Raw genomic sequence first — 24,755 nt, forward strand, 5'->3', positions numbered from 1 at the left:
TCTGTCTGACTTAGCCGTTAGCGATTAAACCCGCTAACCCTTTGCGCGCAAAATTTGGCAAGCTAAATGCGGCTTTGTGTACCGCACAGTTATAGTAATCGAACTCGATCCCACTGTTGTGAACGCGTTCGTCTTTAAAGTCTTGCAACGGATGATATTTTTTCGAGGCAAAAGTAAAGCTCCACAAACCACCAGGGTAGGTTAAATTGCTAAAGTTGTATAAAAAGCACTGTGGAAATACATCGTTAAGCACCCGTAATAGCGACTGTTGAATGTCCATCGCGTACCAGGATGATTCACCTTGCGACACAACAATGCCGTCATCAGTCAAACAATTAAACACATCTTGGTAAAACTCTGGTCCAAATAACGGCGCTGCCGGACCGATGGGGTCGGTGCTATCAACAATGATCACATCGAACTTTTCATCGGTTTCTTTTACGAATTTCACGCCGTCACCAATAATTAAATTAAGGCGCGGGTTTTCAAGCTCACATGCGGTTTGCGGAATGAACTCTTTACAGGCATCAACTACCATGCCATCAATCTCAACCATAGTGCATTTTTCAACACCGCTGTGACGCAAGACCTCGCGCGCGGTACCGCCGTCACCACCACCGATCACAAGCACATTTTTCGGTTGCGGATGCACAAACAACGGAACGTGGCTGATCATATCGTGATAGGCAAACTCGTCGCGTTCAGTAACCATGATCAATCCGTCGTTCAACAACATGCGGCCGTGGCCTCGCGTTTCTACCACATCAACGGTTTGAAATTCGCTTTTGCCTGAAAACAGAACGCGATCGACTTTAATTTTTAAGCCGAGAAAATCCTGAAATTTCTCTTCAATCCATAATTCAGAGTGCATGGTTATCTCCTGTCGTATCAAGCAGTCTAGGCTTGGCAAATTGTTGTTGAGGGGCAATGTAATTAATAAAACTTAACTGGTAGCCGTTGCTCATCGTATCTGAGACTTTGGCTTGACTGACGTAGTGTTGCGGTATGTGCGTGTCTACCATCAGTTCTAAATTTGGTTCATTAAACGCCAATAAATCAAATGAATTGGGTTTGAGTACATCAAGAATCACCGGTGCCATATTGACCAAATTTAAACTCGACTCAAAACTGACGTAGCTAATCCCCGCCTGTGGAGTGATGTGAATGGTAAAATAGTCTTTCGCGTTTATTGCATTAACCGAATAGCCATATGGGTCGAAGACAAAATCATCAAACTCAAATCCCGGCAAAAGGGTTTCTAGCTGCAAATATTCGCGAATTTGCTCAGGTGTTAAGCCTGGGGTGGTAAGCATGTTCGATGCTTTTTCACAAATTTGATAGGCTAAAAGCTCGTAAGTTTTATCGTTCTTATCCGCTTGAAAATCATTTTGCTGGTGAAATACGTAATTGTGGTGGCCGTCTAATTCGCCAAAGCGGTAGGCGATACCGGGCATATACTCTTGCAACAATCGAATATCTTCACCAAAGTTACTGAACTGTGCCTGAGCGTAATATTCGTTTTTTCGTTGATAAAAAACGTGCGCAATATTAGCCATGGTGAAATGTTTAATAAAATACTCCACCGATTTCACCAAGCGGGTGACGCCACAGGTCAAAATGAGAATTCGATCATCCCAAACAAATAAACTCGACTCTGACAACAAATACGCTTTGCAGTGTTCATTTTTAACCGACGATAATATTTGAGCGTTGCAACAACTTACCATAGCAGCCCAAAAATCATCATTAACATCATTGAGTAGCGAGACGTTACCGTTGACAATAACCTCTGCTTTTTTTTCTGAACCTTCGAAAAACAATAGTGGATCCTCAAAGACGCTGTAGTTGTGCAAACATTCGCTTACCCTACAGCTTAATTACGTGCTAATAAAAATTGCGCGGTATTGTACGTGTAAATGTTGTAAACGCAATCTATTTGATGTTAAAAAGCACAATTGAATCAACAACATTGACCATTAAATAACCACACAACACAATTTTTGTAAGGCCGCTATCAGCACCTTACCAAGTAGCGCTTAACGTCGCTAGCCAAGTGCAAGGCTATAATTAGTATAGATGAAAAAAACCACTATACTTTAAGGCAAAATTAGGCATAATTGCCGCCATTTTTTAGGGGCTTGAAAGACATTATGATAAACAAAGTCGCCGATCTCAGTATCAACCTACAAACACCACCACAAAACTATTATTGCGCGGCGCCGGCAACCGGTATTTTTGCCGATACCATTCACTTAATTGGTTTTGGTTTTGATGGCACGGCGTGTTTTCGCAAAGGAACTAAAGACGGGCCTGATGCACTGCGTGCGGTGTCCGATGGTATTGAGTCGTTTTCACCGTATTTAAATGCTGATGTCGACGATATTCAGTTCACTGACTTGGGTAACTTAATCATACCCGGCGAGATAAACTACGACGATACCGCTCATACTCAGGCTCAGTGGCAAGCGGCAACCGATGATTTTTTTAGCCAATTTGCAGGTTTAAATTTAAAGCAAGACAATATTAAAATTGTCACCCTAGGTGGAGAACACTCCATCTCGTATGCACCGGTAACAACCTACCTCAAGCAATATGATGATTTAGTATTGATTCACTTAGATGCTCATGCCGATCTGCGCGATGGCTATGAAGGCTATCACTACTCGCATGCATCAATCATTCGACGTTGTCTCGACCACTTTAAAGAGGGTCACCGCTTAATTCAGTATGGCATTCGCTCAGGTACCAAAGACGAGTATCAATACATGCAAGCTGAACAGACATTAATACGCTCGCGGCAGCAATTTCTCGACGAAGTTGCCGCCTTAGATGACCAGCGCCCTATTTACCTCACCTTCGACTTAGATTATTTTGATCCAAGCTTTTTCCCTGGTACGGGAACACCTGAGCCCGGAGGTGAAGACTTTCACTCATTTGTTAGCCTGTGCAAGATTTTACGCGATAAAAATTTTGTCGGTTGTGACGTTGTAGAGCTGTCACCAAGCATAGACAGTACAGGTAATAGCGATGTATTCGCGGCCAAAGTGGTACGTGAATTATTATTATGCTTAGCAGGAAAATAAACATTGAATACAGAAAACCACGAGCCACAGACACCTTCATGGTCAATTGCTGATGCCGAAAAAACCTATCGCGTAAAGCGCTGGGGTAACGGTTACTTCGAAGTTGGTGATAGCGGTGACCTTATGGTAACCCCCAGATATGACCAGCCTGATTTAAAAATTAACATGCGCGAAGTTATCGACGAAATGCAGCAAGACGGTATTCAATTTCCCGCTGTGATTCGCTTTCACGATATCTTGCGATCGCAAGTTGAACAGCTCAACAAAACCTTTCGCCATGTCATCGAAGAGGCCAAATACGAAGGTCATTATCAGGGTGTGTACCCCGTTAAAGTAAACCAAATGCGCGAAGTCATAGAAGAGATCGTCTCTGCAGGTAAGCGCTTTAACTACGGGTTAGAGGCTGGCAGTAAACCAGAGTTGGTGGCGGCATTGGCCTACAACACCAATAAAAACGCGTTAACCATTCTCAACGGCTACAAAGATGAAGAGTATTTGCGTCTGGCCCTACTGGGCATTCAAATCGGCCGCAAAGTGATTGTCGTTATTGAAAAGTACTCAGAGTTGTTATTACTGATCAAACTTAGCAAGCAGTTAAATGTAGAACCTATGATTGGCTTTCGCGCTAAGATGATGGTTAAAGGACGCGGAAAATGGGAGAGTTCAAGTGGTGAACGAGCTAAGTTTGGCTTGAGCTTGAGTGAAATGCTCAATGCCAAAAAGCTGCTTGAAGAAGAAAACTTATTGCATACCGTTACTCTTTTGCACTTTCACATTGGCAGCCAACTCACCGACATTCGCGCCATTAAAGAAGCGGTGCAAGAAGCTTCGTTAATTTACTGTAGTCTCTATCAAATGGGCATACCGCTAAAGTACGTCGATGTAGGTGGCGGCTTAGCGGTTGATTACGACGGCACCCAATCAACCAACGATTCATCGTGTAATTACGGCCTAGCCGAATACGTTGCAGATATTGTTTATGGGTTTAAACAAAGCTGTGATTTGCAATCGGTTCCGCATCCTAACTTAGTCAGTGAAAGCGGTCGCTCAATTACCGCTCACCACTCGTGTGTAGTGACCAAAGTAATCGGTGAAATAATGCCTGGTGGTAATAGTTACCCTACGCGAAAAACGACCGGTGAGCACATTATCGTTACTAATATGCGCGACTACCACAAGGATCTCAACCAAAACAATTTTCAAGAAACATATAACGATATTAGCCAGTTAAAAGAACAAGCCGAACAAGCCTTTAAACTCAGTGTATTGACCATTGAAGAAATGGCCAAGGTGGAGAGTTTGTACTGGAAAACATTACACGCGGTTAATGATTTTGTGCAACAGCAAGAATTCATTTCAGACGAACTGAAGGAAATCGAAGAAAAACTGTCATCTCAATACCTTGCTAATTTTTCGGTATTTCAATCGGCCGCTGACTCGTGGGCCATTGATCAAGTACTGCCCATTGTCCCTATCTCACGGCTAGATGAACGTCCGTCTAAACGCTGTACGTTTGTAGATATTACCTGTGACAGCGATGGCAAAATTGATCAATTTATTGGCGATGAGCACAACGCCAATTTTGTACCGATGCATCCACTAAAAAAGAATGAAGATTACTTTATCGGCATCTTTTTGACCGGTGCCTACCAAGACGTGATGGGTGATATGCACAATTTATTTGGTCGCTTGAACGAGGTTCACGTTGTCAGCTATGATGACGACCCGAAAGACTTCTATATTGAAGAAGTGGTTCGCGGAACATCGGTAGAGAGCGTGCTGTCGACCATGCAATACACACCAGCCATTTTAGCGCAAACACTGAAAAAAGAGATCGATAAGGAAGTTGCACGCGGAAAAATAAACCCGCGTCAAGGTGTGCAACTGATCGACTTCTACGAGTCCTGCTTAGCAGGGTACACTTATTTGAAAGTATGATAAAAGTAGCTATGAGTAAAGATACAGAATTTACAGAGAATCCAGAATTGGCAAAGCAAGAACAACTTGCACGCAAAAATATTGGCGATGACAAAGTAGACGAGCGCATGGAACAACTGGCGAACATGAGTATGGACGATACGTTAGCGCTAAAACAAAAAGCCGATGCAGTAATGGCTAATATCGCCACGTGTTTAAACTTAGATGTCCAGTCTGAACAAATGCAAGCGATTGTCAAAGAGTATTTGTTGTACAGCAATTTTGCCCTGTCAAAATTACAAGGTAAGTCTGTCGTCATCGACAAAGAGCGCTTTTTAAAAATGGCTCAATCAATTGAACACGATGAACATCAAAAAGCCGCATTTGAGCAATACGGTGAAGGTACCGCCAGCCACTTTGCTAGCGCCATGCGTGTTTACGCTGAGAACAATCTGTAGTAAAAGTTCACCGCAATCGATTTAATCAAGGTGCTATCAACCACGGTTAAATCGATTAAAGTACAAACAAAAAAGCCTGCTTATAGAGCAGGCTTTTTTATTAATGGTGGCTAGCTAATATATGATGCTATTCCCACTCAATAGTTGCTGGTGGTTTACCCGATATATCGTATACCACTCGTGAGATGCCGTCGATTTCATTGATAATACGATTTGATACCAAACCGAGGAAATCATACGGTAAGTGTGCCCAGTGCGCCGTCATAAAGTCGATGGTTTCTACCGCGCGCAACGACACAACCCAATCGTATTTGCGACCATCGCCCATAACCCCAACTGAACGCACAGGTAAGAAGACGGTAAATGCCTGGCTTACTTTGTGGTATAGGTCGTGGTTGTGTAACTCTTCAATAAAAATCGCATCGGCACGACGTAATAGATCAGCATACTCTTTTTTCACTTCGCCAAGAATACGCACACCTAAACCCGGTCCAGGGAACGGATGGCGATACAACATATCGTATGGTAGACCAAGTTCAAGGCCAATTTTGCGAACTTCATCTTTAAACAGTTCACGCAGTGGCTCAACTAACCCCAGCTCCATGTCTTCTGGCAACCCACCTACGTTGTGATGTGATTTGATAACGTGTGCTTTACCAGTTTTAGAAGCTGCCGATTCAATAACATCTGGATAAATAGTGCCTTGAGCTAACCACTTAGCATTGCTTAATTTACCAGCTTCCTCGTCGAATACTTCAACGAATACGTTACCGATAATTTTGCGTTTTGCCTCTGGATCATTCTCACCTCGCAAACGATCTAAAAAGCGATCTTCCGCTTTAACATGAACAATATTCAATCCGAAGTGGTCGCCAAACATATCCATGACTTGTTGACCTTCATTAAGGCGAAGTAAACCATTATCAACAAACACACACGTTAGTTTGTCGCCAATAGCGCGATGAATAAGCATCGCCACAACCGACGAGTCAACGCCGCCTGATAAGCCCAATACGACTTCGTCATCACCCACTTGTTCTTTGATTTTAGCGATTGCATCTTCAATGATTGACGATGGGGTCCACAGCTTTTCACAACCACAAATATCAACGGCAAAGTGCTCAAGAATACGCTTGCCTTGCTTAGTATGTGTTACTTCTGGGTGAAATTGCACGCCGTAAAATTTCTTATCTTCATTAGCCATTGCCGCATAAGCACAACTTGGCGTTTGTGCGATAGTGGTAAAGCCGCTAGGAATAGCTGAAACTTTGTCACCATGGCTCATCCACACATCTAGGGTTGCATTACCAGCCGCATTGATGGCGTCTTCGATATTTTTAAACAACGCAGACTCTGCGATAACCTCAACACTCGCATAACCAAACTCTTTATGCTCTGAGCTTTGTACGCCACCACCTAGCTGTTCAGCCATCGTTTGCATACCATAGCAAATACCCAATACAGGTACACCTGCATTAAAAACGTATTCAGGAGCGCGTGGTGAGTTTTGTTCAGTCACCGACTCTGGACCACCAGCAAGAATAATACCGCTTGGTGCAAACTCTTTGATTTGCTCTTCGGTTACATCCCAAGCCCAAAGCTCACAATAGATACCTATCTCTCGAATACGACGGGCGATCAATTGCGTATACTGTGAACCAAAATCAAGAATTAGAATTCGGCTGTCATGAATGTCTTTGCTCATTGTCTTCTCTTTCCGGTAAATGCCGTAAATAAACGACATTTAAAAATGTTACTGAAATAAAGTGTGCCAATCACAACTCGTGTATTAGCACACAATGCCAGCACAGGTTCAGTGCAACAGCGCCAAAGCACTGGCATTGCTAGGTAACGCAATACCGCTAGCCCATGCGATAGTTAGGCGCTTCTTTAGTAATGGTTACGTCGTGAACGTGTGACTCACCCATACCGGCACTGGTCACGCGAACGAACTGTGGCTTGGTACGCAGTGTTTCGATATCTGCAGAGCCCGTTAAGCCCATAGCCGAGCGAATACCACCAATTTGTTGGTGGATAATGTTGGCGATCGGGCCTTTGTAGGCAACGCGACCTTCAATACCTTCTGGTACTAATTTGTCTGCTTCGTTTGATTTTTGGAAATAGCGATCCGACGATCCTTCTTTTTGATTCATCGCACCTAACGAGCCCATACCGCGGTATGATTTGTAATAACGACCTTGGTACAACTCAACTTCACCAGGCGCTTCTTCTGTACCCGCAAGCATTGAGCCCACCATGACACAATGTGCGCCAGCGACTAATGCTTTAACAATATCACCAGAAAAACGAATACCACCATCAGCAATAATGGTGACGTCCATACCTTCAACACCTTTAACGGCTTCAGAAATGGCCGTAATTTGTGGCACACCACAACCGGTAACAATACGCGTCGTACAAATTGAACCAGGACCAATACCTACTTTAACGGCATTTGCACCCGCTTCAGCTAGTGCTTTAGCACCAGCGGCGGTAGCAATGTTACCTGCAACGATTTGTAAATCAGGGTATTTAGCGCGCGTTTGCTTAACGCGATCAATAACACCCTGAGAGTGACCGTGTGAGGTATCGATAAGTAAGATATCAACACCAGCGTTAACTAACGCATCAATGCGCTCATCGGTACCAGCACCTACGCCAACCGCCGCACCAACGCGCAGACGGCCAAACTCGTCTTTACACGCATGAGGTTTACTTTCGGCTTTTTGGAAGTCTTTTACCGTGATCATCCCTTGCAATGCAAAGTGTTCATCAACCTGCAATATTTTTTCAATGCGGTTTTCGTGCATCAAGTTTAGGATTTCTTCACGGCTATTATCAGCAGTAACAGTAACCAGTTTCTCTTTACCGGTCATTAGCTCTGATACCTTTTTGTTTAAATCGGTTTCAAAGCGCAGGTCGCGTGAGGTGATAATACCAACTAAGTTATCGGCTTGATCAACTACGGGGAATCCTGAAAAGTTTAACTCTTGTGATAATGCGAGTACTTCTCGAATAGTAATGTCTGGACGAACAGTTACCGGATCTGTCACAATGCCTGACTCGTACTTTTTAACTTGACGAACATTAGCTGCTTGCTCAGCAATGGTCATGTTTTTATGAATAAAACCCAGACCGCCTTCTTGCGCTAAAGCAATGGCTAAACGAGCTTCAGTTACCGTATCCATTGACGCAGAAAGGATTGGCACATTTAAGCTAATTTTACTTGTAAGTTGGGTTTTTAAGTCGGCAGTGTGTGGCAACACTGTTGAGTGGGCAGGTACTAAAAGTACATCATCAAAAGTTAAGGCTTCTTGAGCTATTCTTAACATGGCAACATTCTCACTTGAGGTAGGTGGAGTAAATATTGCGGTGGGATTTTAACGCCTTTGCCCCCTTAGGTAAACTTATATTTGTTAAAAAATGTATTTTTAATAAAAATTTAACATCACGTAAAAATCAAACATGTTTAATACCCAAAAACAACACATTTTGAAGGTTAGCGAGCTAACCAAAAAAGCTCGTTTCCTGCTTGAATCTGAACTGTCTGTGGTCTGGCTCAGCGGCGAAATATCTAACTTTATTGCGGCCAGTTCAGGCCACTGGTATTTGTCGTTAAAAGACGCAAAATCGCAAGTTCGTTGTGCCATGTTTAAAGGTAACAATCGAACCGTTCAAATACGCCCAGCAAACGGTAAACAAGTTCTGGTAAAAGCACGCGTGTCACTATATGAGCCACGTGGTGATTTTCAGTTGATCATTGAACAAATGACCGATGCCGGTGAAGGATTACTGCAACAAAAGTACGAACAATTAAAAGCACAACTGCAAGCCGAGGGATTATTTGATCACGGCTACAAACAGCCGTTGCCAAGTCATATTAATACGGTTGGTGTGGTGACCTCGCCAACCGGCGCGGCCATTCACGATATCTTACACGTTTTACAGCGCCGCAATCCAAGTATCGAGGTTATTATTTACCCCACTTTGGTACAAGGTGAAGGTAGCGCGCAGCAAATCGCTGATGCAATATACACGGCCTATGAGCGCGATGAAGTCGACGCCTTAATCGTTGGTCGCGGTGGTGGTTCACTTGAAGATCTTTGGTCGTTTAACGAAGAGATCGTGGTTCGCGCTATTTTCGACTGCGATATTCCTATCGTCAGTGCTGTAGGGCATGAAGTTGATACCTGTTTGTCCGATTTTGTCGCAGACATGCGTGCGCCAACACCGTCGGCGGCTGCTGAATTACTGTCTAATGACAAAGCTGTTCAAATTCGCCAGTTTCAAACCTTAACACAACAAGCGCAATTGCGCTTTGAGTCAACATTGCACCGTTTGAGACACGCACTGCATCAGTACCAACATCGTTTGTCTCGTTTAAATCCTATTGCGCAACTGAGATTGCAACAGCAACACGCAGATGAACTCAGGGGTCGTCTGCTGCAAAGCTTAAAAGATAAGTACCAATACCAACAACATGTATTAACTTTAGTTGCTCAACGGCTGCAACATGCTTCTCCAGCTAGAAACATGGCATCCGCTAGGGTTAAACAAGTTGACTTAACTCATGCTTTAAAGTCGGCTATGTTGCGACACCAAGACAGTAAGCATATGCGCTTATCAATGTTAGCGCAAAACCTGAACGTGGTAAGCCCGTTGGCAACCATCGCTCGCGGTTACAGCATAGCACGCGATGCAAGCGGTAAAATTATACGTCGAGTTGATGAGGTGACGATGGGTGATGTCATTAGCGTCCAAGTTAGTGATGGCGAACTCAAAGCACAGATCTGTGACAAATCAAATGGCCACTCTCAATTAGCAAGTCGAACTTAGTAAAGCTCAACCTCGGCGATAATAACTATAAAGATGTCACTGTGTCGGTCTACACTATATTGTAGACCCTAATAAAACAGTGACAGACTATGACCCATTCCCGATTCTCCTGCTTAGTGTTGTGCGTTTCCTTGCTTAGCTGCGACTCCGACGAGGACGACAACCTCAACAATGGCACCACCAGAGCAGATCGTGATGGTCTGTGCCAACCAAATAGTTTGGAATTCAACGCCGATATATTCAACCAGCCAGGCGTGCACATGTTGATTGTTGGCGACACAGGGGTGGGCTCGAAACAACAACGGCAAGTCGCTCATATGATTGAGCATTACCACATCAATCATCCTCTGGATGCTATTATACATACCGGAGATATTTTTTATCCCGATGGTATCAACAGTGCCGACGATCTAATCGCAACCACTCACTTCTCTGACATTTACCTCAATAGTGCCTATAACGATGTGCCATGGTATTTGGTCGCAGGCAACCATGACCATGATGGTAATATCAACGCTTTGATTACCTTCTTTAATCGCTATTCCAGCTTATCGTTTCCATCACTATACTATGCAACACAAATCAATAAAGGTAATATTAGCGTTAATATAGTTGCAGTCGATACTGACCCGATAAAAAAAGGTACTGTGCAAGCTGAGCAACTAGGGTGGTTGCAACAAACTCTTGCCGAGCGTCAAAGTGACGATGCGATAACGATTGCTGTGGGTCATCACCCTATTTTTTCAAACGGGGAACAAGGCAACACTGCGGCATTACAAGGAACCTTTTACGCCTTACTACAGCACTACCAAGTAATGTTTTACCTTGCAGGGCACGAACACAACCTTGAATATATCGTTAAAGATGAATTACCACAGTTTATTATCAGCGGTGCAGCAGGTGCTCCGCTAAGAGATATTGAGTGTGGTACAGATAGTAGGTTTGCATTGTCAAAGGCTGGCGGATTTGCCTTATATGTGCAGCCAACACTGGCTTGGTTGATTCCATTAACCGAAACTTTGCCCAATATTATGTTCAGAATCCCTATTAACCGACCTGTATCGTCGAGTAGGGTTATTAAAATACATAAGTAATCGTTACCTGATAACGATTAGCATCGTGCTCTAACTGCCGGTCATACGCCAACTCCGTTAGCACTTCAAATCGCCATAAGCGACTCAAATGATGCTGATAATATAAGGCTAAATCATATCTAGGGTTATCAAACAATTGGTAATGACGCAACCTCGTTCCAATATCATGGTCATTAACAATGGTATGCTGCAGATCCAGTCCGACTAAATAAGAAAAGTCATGTTCATTGTTGGAAAATGTATCGGAGTTAAATTCACGCTGTACATGGTGCCCGCCTAGCGTCAAAGTCAACAGAAGAGGCTTAACAAAAGCAAGTTGATAACTTCCGCCCCAGACTTGTCGCATGATTGTAAATTCACTTTGATCGAATTGCTCTTGCAAGAATTCAAATTCGACAACAACATGCCATTGCTTGGTTAATTGATATTTACCAGCGAGGTGCACACCGTCAAAATCTACGCCTTGATTCAACGGCATATATCGATGCAAACCTAACCCCACTTCTGCTGCGTGCGCATTTGAGTGGCAGATCACTAAAATGAGTAACACTGGGTTAAAAATTTGCTTTAGTTGTAGGACTAGAAAATTAAATATGGACACTAAAACCCCAAATATGTGAACAAATACCTTATTAAGTGTAATAGCAATAAGTTATTGTGCATGACAAGAAAAAGAAAAGCGCTACAACCACCGTCTAACACGCTGACAATAAGCTTGATACGCTTGGCCAAATTTGTCCTGCAGCCACAGCTCTTCTGGCACAATCTGAAAACGATTCAGATAAATTACAAACAAGGGGGTAATAACCAACAACGCCCATGTATTGAGCCACACGCCAAAGGCGAGAATAAATAATACAAAGCCAACATACATTGGGTTTCGAGATAGTTTGTAAACCCCTTCTGTCACTAGGTGTACACTAGATTCAGGATGTCTCGGATCTACCGTAGTTTGCTGCCACCGAAACTGAATCACCGCAGAACCAACAAAAAAAATAGCAAGAACCGATAAACCTGCCGAGATCCATCCAAGAAAGACACTATTATCGTCACCCACAATCGCCCACTGGGGCAGCAGCCACAATATTACAAGTGTTATGGACAATAAAATTAACGGCGGAATTCTTAACGCTAAGCTTGAGTGCATGATCACCTCCAGTTGCAATTGCAGAAATATTTCTACTTTTCCCAAGACAATGATACACTTTTTCTTATTAAGCAATAATACGTTGAAACCTTAACTACTTATGCGCCATACATTCCCTAGGGCCGGCTTTATGCGCCGCTTAGGCTCCTATATCTATGACTTCCTAATGGCCATTGCTATTTATATGCTTGCAGGCTTTATTTCATTTGCATGTTTTGGCTATTTATTCGATCAACAGTTTATCGCTAACCAAGGGCACCAACACGCCATCGATTTATTGCGCTCATCTTTGCTATTAACCGGTGTTAATGAACTTTGGAAAATATTTTGGGTGTGTTTCTTTTTTATTTATTTTTGGTGTAAAAGCGGGCAGACCATTGGCATGAGAGCGTGGCGATTACTGTTACAAAACCAAGATGGCACTGAGATCACACTTCCGACCGCCTGTAAACGACTACTGTTTACCTTGCTGGGCTTAGGTAATCTAAGGGTATTATTTGATCGACGTCACAAACTCAGTCTGCAAGACAAGTTAACCAATACCGAGGTCGTGGTTTTATCGGTTGCTGCGAATCGAGCGGCAATGGGCTAAATAATATCATTAATCTACAAACCCAAAAACGCGATTCTGGAATTGCGCAGCGATGTCCGGGGCCTCCTTGAGCGCGTAGAGATTTCTTTATACGCACACTCACTTTTGTAGAAACAACTAAACGTCATCCCGGAATCGCAGAGCGATATTAGGGATGTCGTTGAGCATGCAGAGGCTTCGTTAAACGCACTCTTTTCTGGCCGGAGGTCCCAGCCAAAAACATGCTGGGATGACGTACACGGATGTACTAATGCCGCGGGTGCATGGATGCGCAGGAGCGGTGACGTACACGGATGTACTAAAGCCGCGGGTGCATGGATGCGCAGGAGCGGCGACGGCGATACCTTTCTAGAAACGACTCAACGTCATCCTGGAATCGCAGAGCGATGTCCGGGACCTCCTTGAGCGCGCAGAGGCTTAGAAAAATTTAATCTACACAAAGAAAAAAACCCGTCACAAGGACGGGTTTTTCTTAATTGGAAGCCTGGCGATGACCTACTCTCACATGGGAACTCCCACACTACCATCGGCGCTACTTCGTTTCACTTCTGAGTTCGGCATGGGTTCAGGTGGTTCCAAAGTGCTATTGTCGCCAGACAAAAAACTTTTATACATGGATGTATTTATGTCGCGATGCCATGGATGGCTTGGAGCGACGTCTCCACGTATTTAATAATCTGGAAAGCGATATTTACTCAATTCTTAATCATGCGTGATGATTATCAGACCATACACACCAGAGTAAAACCTCTTGGGTGTTGTATGGTTAAGCCTCACGGGCAATTAGTATCAGTTAGCTCAACATCTCACAACGCTTACACACCTGACCTATCAACGTCGTAGTCTCCGACGACCCTTTAGGGGACTCAAAGTCCCAGTGAGAACTCATCTCAAAGCCTGCTTCCCGCTTAGATGCTTTCAGCGGTTATCAGTTCCGAACATAGCTACCCGGCAATGCCACTGGCGTGACAACCGGAACACCAGAGGTTCGTCCACTCCGGTCCTCTCGTACTAGGAGCAGCCCTCTTCAATTCTCAAACGCCCACGGCAGATAGGGACCGAACTGTCTCACGACGTTCTAAACCCAGCTCGCGTACCACTTTAAATGGCGAACAGCCATACCCTTGGGACCGACTTCAGCCCCAGGATGTGATGAGCCGACATCGAGGTGCCAAACACCGCCGTCGATATGAACTCTTGGGCGGTATCAGCCTGTTATCCCCGGAGTACCTTTTATCCGTTGAGCGATGGCCCTTCCATACAGAACCACCGGATCACTATGACCTACTTTCGTACCTGCTCGACGTGTCTGTCTCGCAGTTAAGCTGGCTTATGCCATTGCACTAACCGTACGATGTCCGACCGTACTTAGCCAACCTTCGTGCTCCTCCGTTACACTTTGGGAGGAGACCGCCCCAGTCAAACTACCCACCAGACAGTGTCCCCATCCCAGATTATGGGACCAGGTTAGAACATCACGCATACAAGGGTGGTATTTCAAGGATGGCTCCACGAATACTGGCGTACTCGCTTCAAAGCCTCCCACCTATCCTACACATGTAGGAGCAATGTTCACTGTCAAGCTATAGTAAAGGTTCACGGGGTCTTTCCGTCTAGCCGCGGGTATACGGCATCTTAACCGCAAATTCAATTTCACTGAGTCTCGGGTGGAGACAGTGTGGCCATGATTACGCCATTCGTGCAGGTCGGAACTTACCCGACAAGGAATTTCGCTACCTTAGGACCGTTATAGTTACGGCCGCCGTTTACCGGGGCTTCGATCATGAGCTTCGCTTGCGCTAACCCAATCAATTAACCTTCCGGCACCGGGCAGGCGTCACACCGTATACGTCATCTTACGATTTAGCACAGTGCTGTGTTTTTAATAAACAGTTCCAGCCACCTGGTTACTTCGACTGGCCTCAGCTTAGGGAGCAAGTCCCATCACCAGAGCCAGCGTACCTTCTCCCGAAGTTACGGTACTATTTTGCCTAGTTCCTTCACCCGAGTTCTCTCAAGCGCCTTAGTATTCTCTACCTAACCACCTGTGTCGGTTTGGGGTACGGTTCCTTATAATCTGATGCTTAGAAGCTTTTCCTGGAAGTATGGCATCAACAACTTCAATTCCGTAGAATCTCGTCTCGTATCTCAGCCTTAAGGAAATCCGGATTTACCTAAATCTCCAGCCTACGTACTTTCACATGGACAACCAACGCCATGCTTGCCTAGCCTGCTCCGTCCCTCCTTCGCAATTATAAGAAGTACAGAAATATTAATCTGTTTCCCATCGACTACACCTTTCGGTCTCGCCTTAGGGGCCGACTTACCCTGCCCTGATTAACATGGGACAGGAAACCTTGGTCTTTCGGCGTGGGGGTTTTTCACCCCCATTATCGTTACTCATGTCAGCATTCGCACTTCTGATACCTCCAGCATGCTTTACAACACACCTTCAACGGCTTACAGAACGCTCCCCTACCACTTAATCCTAAGATTAAATCCGCAGCTTCGGTGCTATGTTTAGCCCCGTTACATCTTCCGCGCAGACCGACTCGACTAGTGAGCTATTACGCTTTCTTTAAAGGATGGCTGCTTCTAAGCCAACCTCCTAGCTGTCTGGGCCTTTCCACATCGTTTCCCACTTAACATAGACTTTGGGACCTTAGCTGGCGGTCTGGGTTGTTTCCCTTTCCACGACGGACGTTAGCACCCGCCGTGTGTCTCCCGGATATCACTCACTGGTATTCGGAGTTTGCAAAGGGTTGGTAAGTCGGGATGACCCCCTAGCCTTAACAGTGCTCTACCCCCAGTGGTGTTCGTCCGAGGCTCTACCTAAATAGATTTCGGGGAGAACCAGCTATCTCCCGGCTTGATTAGCCTTTCACTCCGACCCACAAGTCATCACCGCATTTTTCAACATACGTGTGTTCGGTCCTCCAGTTGATGTTACTCAACCTTCAACCTGCCCATGGGTAGATCGCCGGGTTTCGGGTCTATGCCCTGCAACTAAACGCGCAGTTAACACTCGCTTTCGCTACGGCTCCCCTAATCGGTTAACCTTGCTACAGAACATAAGTCGCTGACCCATTATACAAAAGGTACGCAGTCACCCGAAGGCTTCCACTGCTTGTACGTATGCGGTTTCAGGTTCTATTTCACTCCCCTCACAGGGGTTCTTTTCGCCTTTCCCTCACGGTACTGGTTCACTATCGGTCAGTTAGGAGTATTTAGCCTTGGAGGATGGTCCCCCCATATTCAGACAGAATTTCACGTGTTCCGTCCTACTCGATTTCACGGTAAGGTCATTTTCGTGTACGGGACTATCACCCTGTATCGTCAAGCTTTCCAGCTTATTCCACTAATTCACAAACCGCTTAAGGGCTAATTCCCGTTCGCTCGCCGCTACTAAGGAAATCTCGGTTGATTTCTTTTCCTCGGGGTACTTAGATGTTTCAGTTCTCCCGGTTCGCCTCGTTAAGCTATGTATTCACTTAACGATACCCGCCTTATGACGGGTGGGTTTCCCCATTCGGAAATCTGTGCCTATAACGCCTTTTATCGGCTCAACACAGCTTATCGCAGATTAACACGTCCTTCATCGCCTCTAACTGCCAAGGCATCCACCACATACGCTTAGTCACTTAACCATACAACCCCAAAAAGTCTTGCTTGTCTTTTGCGTTATTAGCTGCGTTACGCTTGATGTTCGTTGGTCATTACCCGAAGGTAACTCCCTGCCTCACATCATCGCAAGCCTTGCTACTAAAGCAAAATCTGTGCAATACAGTTGCTGAGTAATTTGGTGACAAAACCAAATTCAAATGTATGTCTGACATTTTCACGCATTCATTAAGAATGTTCCAAACAAGGATGTTTGGATGTCGAATTGTACACGGATGTACTTAATTCGACCCTTGAGTATTGATTTTTTTAAAAATCATGAAGAATTTCTTCTTCGTTGGTATTTATATCTTATGTAACACCGTGCGACACGTTGTTACCAATATAAACACCGGGTTTAATATCAGCTTTCCAAATTGTTAAAGAGCATCATGCAATTGCATGCGAATGTTATCATTCAATTTGTGTGAACACTCAAAAGACAGTGTTTTACTTAAGGTAAGGAGGTGATCCAACCCCAGGTTCCCCTAGGGTTACCTTGTTACGACTTCACCCCAGTCATGAATCACAAAGTGGTAACCGTCCTCCCGAAGGTTAAACTAGCTACTTCTTTTGCAACCCACTCCCATGGTGTGACGGGCGGTGTGTACAAGGCCCGGGAACGTATTCACCGCGGCATTCTGATCCACGATTACTAGCGATTCCGACTTCATGGAGTCGAGTTGCAGACTCCAATCCGGACTACGACGGACTTTATGGGATTCGCTCCACCTCGCGGTCTCGCTGCCCTTTGTATCCGCCATTGTAGCACGTGTGTAGCCCATCCCGTAAGGGCCATGATGACTTGACGTCGTCCCCACCTTCCTCCGGTTTATCACCGGCAGTCTCCTTAGAGTTCCCGCCCGAAGCGCTGGCAAATAAGGATAGGGGTTGCGCTCGTTGCGGGACTTAACCCAACATTTCACAACACGAGCTGACGACAGCCATGCAGCACCTGTCTCAGAGTTCCCGAAGGCACCAAACTATCTCTAGTAAGTTCTCTGGATGTCAAGGGATGGTAAGGTTCTTCGCGTTGCATCGAATTAAACCACATGCTCCACCGCTTGTGCGGGCCCCCGTCAATTCATTTGAGTTTTAACCTTGCGGCCGTACTCCCCAGGCGGTCAACTTAGCGCGTTAGCTACGCTACCCACGAATCAAGTTCACAGACAGCTAGTTGACATCGTTTACGGCGTGGACTACCAGGGTATCTAATCCTGTTTGCTCCCCACGCTTTCGTGTCTCAGCGTCAGTATTTGTCCAGGTGGCCGCCTTCGCCACTGATGTTCCTTCCAATCTCTACGCATTTCACCGCTACACTGGAAATTCCACCACCCTCTACAATACTCTAGACAGCCAGTTCGAAATGCAGTTCCAAGGTTGAGCCCTGGGCTTTCACATCTCGCTTAACAATCCGCCTACACACGCTTTACGCCCAGTAATTCCGATTAACGCTCGCACCCTCCGTATTACCGCGGCTGCTGGCACGGAGTTAGCCGGTGCTTCTTCTGCGAGTAACGTCACAGCTAGCAGGTATTAACTACTAACCTTTCCTCCTCGCTGAAAGTGCTTTACAACCCGAAGGCCTTCTTCACACACGCGGCATGGCTGCATCAGGGTTTCCCCCATTGTGCAATATTCCCCACTGCTGCCTCCCGTAGGAGTCTGGGCCGTGTCTCAGTCCCAGTGTGGCTGATCATCCTCTCAAACCAGCTAGAGATCGTCGCCATGGTAGGCCATTACCCCACCATCTAGCTAATCTCACTTGGGCTAATCTAAAGGCGAAAGGTCCGAAGAGCCCCTCCTTTGGTCCGTAGACATTATGCGGTATTAGCAGTCGTTTCCAACTGTTGTCCCCCACCTTAAGGCATATTCCCAAGCATTACTCACCCGTCCGCCGCTCGACGCCTTCTAGTAAACTAGAATCGTTTCCGCTCGACTTGCATGTGTTAAGCCTGCCGCCAGCGTTCAATCTGAGCCATGATCAAACTCTTCAATTAAAAATTTAATCTACTCAATGAATTCTGTTGCATTTGACATATGTCGTTTGCATGAACCTCATTAAGATTTTGAATAGTGGTAAAACTACGTATCTTATGAATGCTCACACAAATTGCATGATAACTATTTGTTAAAGATCAGTACAAGGATGTACCGACATCGAAACGGCTCATGGATGAACGCTTTATTTCGATGCGAGATTAGACGCACTCGCTAACCTTCTTCGTGTCGCTGCAGGTCTTGCCCGAAGCGAGATGCGCATTCTACGCATCTGAGTTTTGATGTCAACCGCTTTTTAAAAGTTTTTTGAAAAACATTTTTAAGCGCTTTGTTGACCGTTAAGCTCAATATTATCTGACTTAACTTATCAAAACCGACCTTATCTCAATTTGACTCGGTCTAGTAGGTATTTCCTACTGTTTACCCCGTTGGCCTGTGCCGTTGAAGTGGATGCGCATTTTAGGGATTTTTGCGATGGGGTCAACTGTTTTTTTGCAAAAATCTTATAAAAACCGCTTAACAGCGCAAATATTAGCCAACACACACATCAACTTACATAAAATCAACAAAACAAAGGTAAGCAGTTAACAATCGAGCCGCGCGAGGGAACTTTTTACTGGCTCTGTGTTCCTACTTTTTATACTACCTTGGTTGTTATGCTGGTAGTTTCTACAAATAACTGTCGTAGTTAAGGTCTTATGACCAACACATATGTGTTCATTAATATATTATGAGGCTCTCATGCATGTTAAAACTTCAATAATAACTAATAACAACTTATGTCGGAGTTTCGCCTTAGTGATTATGTGTCTAATTAGTGGGTCTTTGGCGGCGTCACCTAGCCAAGATCAAATGATATCAGCGCTGATGAACCAATCGATTGAAAAGAAAATATCGGTTAGCAGAACAATCAGTAGCTTGTTAAATCGCTATCCTGAATTAAGCGATAAAATTTTATCGCTAGCAATCAGTAATTACCCTAACAAATATCGCCAAATTATTCGCGGAGCCCTAAGAAGTGATCCAAATTACGCCGACGAAATTATTGCTCTCGCTATTAATCACCAAGTTGCAACCATAACCGATATCGTTAAAACAGCAATAAAAGCTGAACCGGCTTATGCCGATGAAATAGTCATTAATGCGGCAAGTGCTGAATTAACAAAGAAACAAGAAATTTTGAAGGAAGCGTTAAAAACGATGCCTTCAATGTCTAATTCCATACTGCACCGAATGCTCAACGAGTACCCCTCAGAATTTGATCAAACCCTGCACAATACCTTTGCAACACTGCCCAGACGAGTGCGCTCTTTACTCGATTATTTATTTGTTAATTTTCCACAGCAGCAAACGCAGATTATGGCTGTAGCGATACAATCGACCCAACCGGAACAGATTAACACTATCGTAAAATCTGCAATGGCGGCAGGAATTGATGAGAAAACAATTATTGATACAGCAATAGCTGCTGGTGTCAAAGAAGAGCAATTAACAGTACAAAGTCGCTCGTGACAAAAGGAAAACTAGGGTCTCAGCCCTAGTTTTTCTTATAACGGCTAGCAACTATACCCGTTCAAACACGGTGGCGATACCTTGGCCTAAACCGATACACATAGTAGCAAGACCAATATTAGCGTCGCGATTTTCCATTAAATTAATCAGTGTTGTCGAAATACGAGCACCAGAACATCCCAATGGATGACCAAGCGCTATCGCCCCACCATTTAAATTAATCTTGTCTTCCATCACATCGAGCATACCCAGCGATTTAATACATGATAACGCTTGCGCGGCAAACGCTTCGTTAAATTCAGCAAGGTCAATATCGGCAATGGTTAAGCCCGCACGCTTAAGCGCTTTTTGCGTTGCTGGTACTGGACCGTAGCCCATTGTTGCTGGATCGCAACCAGCAACAGCCATCGATTTTATTTTTGCGCGAGGCTTTAAGCCCAGTGCTTTTGCTTTGCTCGCTGACATAACTAACATCGCACTGGCACCATCAGAAATTGCCGATGACGAACCCGCGGTAACGGTACCATTAACCGGATCAAATACCGGACGTAACGTTTGTAAACTCTCTACCGTACAGTCTGGACGTATCACTTCATCTTGATCGATAAGCTGCAACGCACCTAAGCTGTTGTGGCCGGGTACCGCTGCTATTTCATTATTCCACGCGCCTTGCTGTTGAGCGGCATATGCACGCTGATGCGAGCGCGCCGCAAACTCGTCTTGCATTTCACGTGAGATAGCGTGTTGACGACCGAGTAATTCAGCCGTTAGCCCCATATTCCCCGCTGCTTTGGCCATATACTTAGCCATTGCAGGTGCAAAATCTACGTCGTACATCATAGGCACATGTCCCATGTGTTCAACACCACCGATTAGGAATACATCACCCTGCCCGGCAATAATTGAGGTAGCAGCGTCGTGTAACGCCTGCATCGACGAGCCACACAAGCGGTTTACGGTAACGCCCGCTACCGACTTGGGAATACCTGCAAGTAGCGCAGCATTGCGGGCAATATTAAAGCCCTGCTCTTTGGTTTGTTTAACGCATCCCCAAATCACATCTTCTATATCAGCAGGGTCTAATTGAGGATTGCGCTTTAATATAGCACTCATTAGCGATGCTGATAGCTCTTCAGCGCGAGTATTTCTAAACACACCACCTTTTGAACGCCCCATTGGCGATCGTATACAATCTACTATAACGACTTCATTCATAATTATCCCTGCCCTTATTTCGCTGCTTTTACGTCAGTATCAAAGTACGATTTACCGGTGTTAGCCATGTTGCGCAAACCATCGGTTACCTGGTACATTTCACCTAAATGTGCGTATTTATCAGCCTGCTCGATAAAATTATCTAAGCCCAAGGTTTCTAAATAGCGCATTGGACCACCTCTAAATGGCGGAAAGCCAAGACCATAAATGCAGGCCATATCGGCTTCAGCAGCGGTATCAACAATACCTTCCTCTAAACAGCGAATGGTTTCGTTTACCATAGGTATCATCAGACGGGCAATAATCTCTTGCTGGTTAAATGGTACTGCGTCACTGCAAACTTGAGAAAGCAACTCAATGCTTTCTTTGCTCGCTACTTTAACCATGCGACCGCGTTTATCTTTGTCGTAATCGTAAAACCCTGAGCCATTTTTCTGACCGAGCTTATTGTGACGATACAGCAGTTCAACGGGATCTTTTGCGAGTTTTGCCATGCGCGTTGGGAAGCCATCAGCCATAACACCCGAACCATGTACAGCGGTATCTAGACCAACCACATCCAACAAGTAGGCCGGTCCCATAGGCCAGCCAAATTGTTTTTCCATAACTTTGTCAACGGCGACAAAATCTGCACCATCAACTAACAGTTGGCTCAACGCAGCGAGGTAAGGAAATAAAATTCGATTGACATAAAAGCCAGGACAATCGTTAACAACAATGGCCGACTTGCCCATTTTTGACGCATACGCCACGACCGCTGCGACCGTTTCATCAGACGTGTGCTCGCCTCGAATAACCTCGACAAGTGGCATCTTATGAACAGGATTAAAAAAGTGCATCCCACAGAAACGCTCTGGATTTTGCAAGTTCTTCGCCAATTCATCTATAGAAATAGTTGAGGTGTTCGACGTTAAAATACAGCTTTCGCTAACACTCTGTTCCACTTCTTTTAGAACTGCCGCCTTAACCTTAGGGTTTTCAACGACAGCTTCAACCACAATATCAACATCGGCTAAACCTTGGTAATCCAAGGTAGGGGTGATGTTATTTAACACCTTGGCCATCTTACTGGCTTGCAGGCGGCCTTTGTCTACTTGCTTAGACAAAATATCTGATGCCGTATCTAAGCCAAGCTTTAATGCGTCGGTATTGATATCTTTCATCAAAATTGGAGTGTTGGTATAGGCCGACTGATAGGCAATACCGCCCCCCATAATACCCGCACCGATAACCGCAGCACGATTTATTGTTGTCGTCGCTGATTTAGCTGCTTTTTTAGCTTTGCCTTTAACCACTTGATCCGCTAAAAACAGGCCTACTTGTGCTGTACAAGCATCTGTTTTGGCCAAAACACCGAAGGCTGAATTTTCTAATAACATGGCTTCAGTTCGAGGCAATTTAACTGATTTTTCCAGTAGCTCTACCATCGCCATGGGCGCAGGATAATGTTTTCCTGCACTTGCCGCGACCATCGCCTTAGCCGTAGAAAAGCTCATTAAGTGCTCGGTTTCTGATAATGTCACCGGCTGCATCTTTTCTGCCTTGCGCGCTTGCCAGTCCAGTTGTCCGCTGATCGCATCCTTAACCATAGACAAAGCTGCTTGACGCAGATTTTCTGGGGCAACAACAGCATCAATTGCGCGGTACGCCAATGCGTCCTCTGCTTTGTGAGGTTTACCTGTGGTCATCCACTCTAAGGCATTATCAACACCAATGATTCGCGGTAGTCGCACCGTACCGCCAAACCCTGGCATCAACCCCAACTTCACTTCGGGTAAACCAATTCGCGCCGTTGTATCAGCCACTCGATAATCACACACTAATGCGGTTTCACAACCACCGCCCAATGCAAAGCCGTTAATGGCCGCAACCGTTGGTATTTGCAAGTCTTCAAAGGCATCAAAAATATCACTACTTGACTTAAATACACCACTGATTTGCTCATCAGGAGTTTTAAATAATTCAGTAAATTCAGTAATGTCGGCGCCAACGATGAAGGTTGATTTAGCAGAGGTTACAATCACCCCTTGGGCGTCGTCATTTGCTGCAATGGCTGCTATGGCTTGTTTGTATTCATTTAGGGTTGCTAGGTTCAATGCGTTAACCGAACCCGGTGCGTTAAAACACAGTTCAACGATATTATCGTCGAGTAGTTTGGCAGTGAGGCGTTCGCCTTGATAGATCATGCCTGTCTCCTTTTGGGTTAAGGATTATCGTTATCTTGTTGTCTTTGGGTGTTATTGGGCATTGCTTTAACTAGCCAATAACACTAAAAATCTTGTTGTTTTACAAAGCTGAATAGTAATCTTAGCGCAAAGAGTGTGCCTTGTCTTACGCATCAAATCAATACTTTTTTAAACGACTGTTTTAATTTTGTGTTTAAAATATCACAAAATATTTTAGTCTAAGGGCAGTTGCAACATATCACAGTGATTGCCTTTTTATGGGCAAAAAAAAGCCCGTATAAACGGGCTTTTACAAGTCTTTAGACAATATTTGCTTAGAATGCAGGCTTGTCTTCTGCTTCGTTGTAGCGAGTTACGCTTGCAGTGATTTCATCTTTTGCAGCTTGGGCGTTGTCCCAACCTTCAATTTTTACCCACTTGTTTGGTTCTAGATCTTTGTAACGCTCAAAGAAGTGAGAGATTTGGTTTAATAAAAGCTCTGGCATTTCAGATGCTTCGTTAATACCGCGGTAGATTGTTGATAATTTGTCTACTGGAACGGCCAATACTTTTGCGTCTTCACCCGACTCATCGGTCATTTTTAGAACGCCAATTGGACGACAACGAATAACTGCACCCGGCATTAATGGGAATGGAGTTGGTACTAAAACGTCAACTGGGTCACCATCTTCTGATAAAGTGTGAGGCACATAACCATAGTTGGTTGGATAGTGCATACAAGTTGACATAAAGCGATCAACAAAAATTGCGCCCGAATCTTTATCAACTTCGTATTTTACCGGATCAGCGTGAGCTGGGATTTCGATGATTACGTTAATTTCCTCTGGCAGGTTTTTACCTGCAGGTACGTTATTTAAGCTCATGGTTTTCCCCAATGGAATCTATAAAAAAATTAAGGCGCTATTATAACCAGTTAATTTTTAAATACATCTGTTTTTGCTATAAAAGTGCGTAATATCTGGGCAAACTTTAGCCGATAAAGCGATATTTTCCCAAAAAAAATACAAATCCCCGACGAGCAATTTTCACTCACCAACTATACATTTTTTAATTA

The 24,755-nt window shown here is 44.7% G+C and carries 16 protein-coding genes and 3 rRNA genes; 7 read left to right on the forward strand and 12 right to left on the reverse strand.

What is annotated here, in order from left to right:
* Window positions 1-10 precede the first annotated feature (10 nt).
* Both speE and ACAY30_RS12405 read right to left on the reverse strand, forming a co-directional pair.
* Window positions 11-871 (reverse strand): polyamine aminopropyltransferase, encoded by an 861-nt coding sequence (gene speE / locus ACAY30_RS12400; RefSeq protein WP_290250933.1) that lies wholly within the window; start codon window positions 869-871, stop codon window positions 11-13.
* Window positions 861-1,820: an adenosylmethionine decarboxylase gene (locus ACAY30_RS12405; RefSeq protein WP_371189924.1), complete on the reverse strand. Its 960-nt coding sequence runs from the start codon at window positions 1,818-1,820 to the stop codon at window positions 861-863. Before ACAY30_RS12405 ends, speE begins: the two co-directional genes overlap by 11 nt.
* Before the next feature lie 330 nt (window positions 1,821-2,150).
* Here ACAY30_RS12405 and speB point away from each other — a divergent pair, with 330 nt between their 5' ends.
* The 3 genes from speB to ACAY30_RS12420 are packed head-to-tail and all read left to right on the forward strand — an operon-like array spanning window position 2,151 to window position 5,458.
* Window positions 2,151-3,083 (forward strand): agmatinase, encoded by a 933-nt coding sequence (gene speB / locus ACAY30_RS12410; protein WP_290250931.1) that lies wholly within the window; start codon window positions 2,151-2,153, stop codon window positions 3,081-3,083.
* A gap of 3 nt (window positions 3,084-3,086) precedes the next feature.
* Window positions 3,087-5,021, forward strand: coding sequence for a biosynthetic arginine decarboxylase (speA, locus tag ACAY30_RS12415; protein WP_290250930.1), 1,935 nt, complete (start codon window positions 3,087-3,089; stop codon window positions 5,019-5,021).
* A gap of 11 nt (window positions 5,022-5,032) precedes the next feature.
* Window positions 5,033-5,458, forward strand: a complete 426-nt coding sequence (locus ACAY30_RS12420; RefSeq protein ID WP_290250929.1) for a TipAS antibiotic-recognition domain-containing protein — start codon at window positions 5,033-5,035, stop codon at window positions 5,456-5,458.
* Between the two features lie 127 nt (window positions 5,459-5,585).
* Here the strand turns inward: ACAY30_RS12420 and guaA are convergent, their stop codons facing one another.
* Window positions 5,586-7,163: a glutamine-hydrolyzing GMP synthase gene (guaA, locus tag ACAY30_RS12425; protein ID WP_290250928.1), complete on the reverse strand. Its 1,578-nt coding sequence runs from the start codon at window positions 7,161-7,163 to the stop codon at window positions 5,586-5,588.
* Window positions 7,164-7,320: 157 nt separating this feature from the next.
* A complete protein-coding gene (guaB, locus tag ACAY30_RS12430) occupies window positions 7,321-8,790 on the reverse strand; it encodes an IMP dehydrogenase (protein ID WP_290250927.1) in 1,470 nt (489 codons plus the stop codon).
* A gap of 133 nt (window positions 8,791-8,923) precedes the next feature.
* On the opposite strand from guaB, the gene xseA reads away from it, so the two are divergent.
* Window positions 8,924-10,294: an exodeoxyribonuclease VII large subunit gene (gene xseA / locus ACAY30_RS12435; RefSeq protein ID WP_290250926.1), complete on the forward strand. Its 1,371-nt coding sequence runs from the start codon at window positions 8,924-8,926 to the stop codon at window positions 10,292-10,294.
* Window positions 10,295-10,383: 89 nt separating this feature from the next.
* On the forward strand, window positions 10,384-11,388 hold the full coding sequence (locus tag ACAY30_RS12440; protein ID WP_290250925.1) for a metallophosphoesterase: 1,005 nt from the start codon (window positions 10,384-10,386) through the stop codon (window positions 11,386-11,388).
* On the opposite strand, the gene ACAY30_RS12445 is transcribed toward ACAY30_RS12440, so the two are convergent.
* Window positions 11,372-11,989 carry a hypothetical protein gene (locus ACAY30_RS12445; protein ID WP_371189925.1) on the reverse strand — a complete coding sequence of 206 codons (618 nt, stop codon included), beginning with the start codon at window positions 11,987-11,989 and terminating at the stop codon, window positions 11,372-11,374. The genes ACAY30_RS12440 and ACAY30_RS12445 overlap by 17 nt on opposite strands.
* An 81-nt stretch (window positions 11,990-12,070) precedes the next feature.
* Window positions 12,071-12,580: an isoprenylcysteine carboxylmethyltransferase family protein gene (locus ACAY30_RS12450; protein WP_290250923.1), complete on the reverse strand. Its 510-nt coding sequence runs from the start codon at window positions 12,578-12,580 to the stop codon at window positions 12,071-12,073.
* 85 nt (window positions 12,581-12,665) lie between these two features.
* On the opposite strand from ACAY30_RS12450, the gene ACAY30_RS12455 reads away from it, so the two are divergent.
* A complete protein-coding gene (locus ACAY30_RS12455) occupies window positions 12,666-13,127 on the forward strand; it encodes an RDD family protein (RefSeq protein WP_290250922.1) in 462 nt (153 codons plus the stop codon).
* Between the two features lie 482 nt (window positions 13,128-13,609).
* Here the strand turns inward: ACAY30_RS12455 and rrf are convergent.
* From rrf to ACAY30_RS12470, 3 genes are all read right to left on the reverse strand, one after another.
* Window positions 13,610-13,724: ribosomal RNA gene (gene rrf, locus ACAY30_RS12460) — 5S ribosomal RNA — on the reverse strand.
* A gap of 165 nt (window positions 13,725-13,889) precedes the next feature.
* A 23S ribosomal RNA gene (locus ACAY30_RS12465) occupies window positions 13,890-16,774 on the reverse strand.
* A gap of 473 nt (window positions 16,775-17,247) precedes the next feature.
* Window positions 17,248-18,787 (reverse strand): 16S ribosomal RNA (locus tag ACAY30_RS12470).
* The 16S, 23S and 5S rRNA genes sit together here, the layout of an rRNA operon.
* An 868-nt stretch (window positions 18,788-19,655) precedes the next feature.
* Here ACAY30_RS12470 and ACAY30_RS12475 point away from each other — a divergent pair.
* Window positions 19,656-20,300 (forward strand): hypothetical protein, encoded by a 645-nt coding sequence (locus ACAY30_RS12475; RefSeq protein ID WP_290252627.1) that lies wholly within the window; start codon window positions 19,656-19,658, stop codon window positions 20,298-20,300.
* Between the two features lie 51 nt (window positions 20,301-20,351).
* Here the strand turns inward: ACAY30_RS12475 and fadA are convergent, their stop codons facing one another.
* From fadA to ppa, 3 genes are all read right to left on the reverse strand, one after another.
* Complete coding sequence (gene fadA, locus ACAY30_RS12480; protein ID WP_290252626.1) at window positions 20,352-21,515, reverse strand: acetyl-CoA C-acyltransferase FadA; 1,164 nt, start codon at window positions 21,513-21,515, stop codon at window positions 20,352-20,354.
* 14 nt (window positions 21,516-21,529) lie between these two features.
* Window positions 21,530-23,701 (reverse strand): fatty acid oxidation complex subunit alpha FadB, encoded by a 2,172-nt coding sequence (fadB, locus tag ACAY30_RS12485; protein WP_290252625.1) that lies wholly within the window; start codon window positions 23,699-23,701, stop codon window positions 21,530-21,532.
* Window positions 23,702-24,015: 314 nt separating this feature from the next.
* Entirely contained in the window at window positions 24,016-24,564 is a 549-nt protein-coding gene (ppa, locus tag ACAY30_RS12490; protein ID WP_290252624.1) for an inorganic diphosphatase, read from the reverse strand.
* Window positions 24,565-24,755 lie beyond the last annotated feature (191 nt).

The organism is Thalassotalea ponticola (assembly GCF_041379045.1).
Taxonomy (GTDB): Bacteria; Pseudomonadota; Gammaproteobacteria; order Enterobacterales; family Alteromonadaceae; genus Thalassotalea_A; species Thalassotalea_A ponticola.